This window comes from Candidatus Accumulibacter aalborgensis (genome assembly GCF_900089955.1).
GTDB classification, from domain to species: domain Bacteria; phylum Pseudomonadota; class Gammaproteobacteria; order Burkholderiales; family Rhodocyclaceae; genus Accumulibacter; species Accumulibacter aalborgensis.
Genome location: NZ_FLQX01000081.1, coordinates 1 through 1981 on the forward strand (window position 1 = coordinate 1; position 1981 = coordinate 1981).

Sequence of the window (1981 nt, forward strand, 5' to 3'; positions counted from 1 at the left end):
TCCTGGTGTGGCTACTGCCGGGCCGCCCAGCCACTGATCGGCCCGGCTTTCGCCAGTCATCCGCAGGTCCGCCACATCAGGATCGAAGACGGTCCCGGTCGCGCGCTGGGACGTTCATACCGCGTCAAGCTCTGGCCAACACTCATCTTTCTGCAACGGGGCAAGGAAGTGGCGCGCCTCGTCCGGCCGACAGATGCCGGCGCGATTGAACACGCGCTGGCGCAGATCGACCTCAGCGCATGATGCCCAGCGACTTCAGGGCGCCGGCGGTCAGTGGAGCGCAGCAGGATGGCGAGTCGCTCAAGCCCTGGTAGCGCAGCAATTGACCTTTTCTCCTGAGCACGCCAGATGAGCAAGAGCACAGGGTTCGCCCTGGCAGCCATCGCAGCTCTTGCTGTTGGCGGCGGCTATTGGTACACCCGTGTCCGCCAACCCGATGCCGCACAGGCGATCAAAGCGCCGCCGCCAGTGCCGGTTGTGCTCTCGCGAGCGACGCTCAAGGACATGCCGGTCGTCGTCGAGGCCGTCGGTCGGGGTGAGGCTTACGAGAGCGTCAGCCTCAAGTCCCGTGTCGACGGACAGGTGGCTGCGGTGGTGTTTACCGAGGGCCAGCATGTCCGCCAGGGCGACGAGCTGGTTCGCCTCGATGCGACCGATTTCACCTTGCGCCTGCGACAGGCAGAGGCCAATGCGGCGCGAGACGAGGCGCAACTGGCCAAGGCCAGGGCCGACACTGCGCGCTACCTCGCGCTGCAAAGTCGCGGTTTCGTCTCCGAAGAAAAAGTAAACGAAATGCGCACCGTCGAAGCGGTGGCGACCGCTGGGCTACGCGCCGACCAGGCGGCCGTCGAACTGGCGCGCTCGCAGCTTTCCTACGCGACCATACGCGCGCCGTTTGCCGGTGTCGTCGGTGCCCGGCTGATCTTCCCCGGCGCAGCGGTGAAGATCAATGAAACCATCGTCGCCGTGGTCAACCGGGTGCGCCCGCTTTACGTCACCTTCTCGGTTCCCGAAAAGCACCTGCCTCAGTTGCGCGCTGCGCTGGCCCGCGGCGGGGCAGGCTGCAAAAGCGGCGGCTGCCTGCAAGTCAGCGTCTGGATTCCGGGCGACGCAAACCGGCGCTTCGCCGGCGAGGTGCGTTTCATCGACAATGCCGTCGACATGACCACCGGCACCATCCAGATGAAAGCGGTGGTCGACAACCACGACGAGGCGCTCATGCCGGGACAGTTTCTCCGTGTCGGAATGGATCTGGATTCCTTGCCCAATGCAGTCGTCGTCGCCAACGAGGCCGTCCAGCAAGGCCCGGATGGGCCGTTTGTCTTCGTCGTCGGTGCGCAAGGGACTGCCGAGGTGCGCAAGATCGAGGTGGCCGCAAGCGCCGGCGGCTTGACGGCTGTGGCCAAGGGGGTTCAGGCTGACGAGACCGTCGTCACCGACGGCCAGTTGCGGCTCACCGCAGGCGCCCGGGTCGAATCCAGGACGAAACCGGCGGAGCCTGATACGGCGGCCGTCGCAGCGCAGAAGTAAGGGCCAGGCCATGCAGCTTGCCGAACTCTGCATCCGCCGACCGGTCATGACGACCTTGCTGATCGCAGCCTTCGTCATTTTCGGGCTGCTTGCCTACCGTGCCTTGCCGGTCTCCGAATTGCCGAGCGTCGATTTCCCGACCATTTCGGTCAACGCCAACCTGCCGGGCGCGTCACCCGAAACGATGGCCGCGGCCGTCGCGACACCGCTCGAAGGCCAGTTCTCGACGATCGCCGGGCTCGATTCGATGACCTCGACCAGCGCTCAAGGGTCCACCGCGATCACGCTCCAGTTCGCGCTCGACCGCAACATCGACGCGGCGGCGCAGGACGTACAGTCGGCGATTTCGGCTGCCTTGCGCAGACTGCCGCCGAACATGCCCACCCCACCGTCGTTCCGCAAGGTGAATCCGGCCGACTCGCCGATCTTCTACGTCGCGCTGTCGTCTGCC

General features: G+C 65.7%; 3 protein-coding genes. All 3 read left to right on the plus strand.

Features of this window, described 5'->3' with window-relative positions:
* The coding region (locus tag ACCAA_RS04885) for a thioredoxin family protein (RefSeq protein WP_186406115.1) at window positions 1–243 on the plus strand (243 nt) is incomplete at its 5' end.
* A 105-nt stretch (window positions 244–348) separates the two neighbouring features.
* Window positions 349–1530: an efflux RND transporter periplasmic adaptor subunit gene (locus ACCAA_RS04890; RefSeq protein WP_186406116.1), complete on the plus strand. Its 1182-nt coding sequence runs from the start codon at window positions 349–351 to the stop codon at window positions 1528–1530.
* Window positions 1531–1540: 10 nt separating this feature from the next.
* The coding region (locus ACCAA_RS04895) for an efflux RND transporter permease subunit (RefSeq protein ID WP_186406117.1) at window positions 1541–1981 on the plus strand (441 nt) is incomplete at its 3' end.

Coding starts and splice junctions, on each gene's coding strand:
- ACCAA_RS04890 (WP_186406116.1), top strand. CDS start 349: ATGAGCAAGAGCACAGGGTTCGCCCTGGCAGCCATCGCAGCTCTTGCT.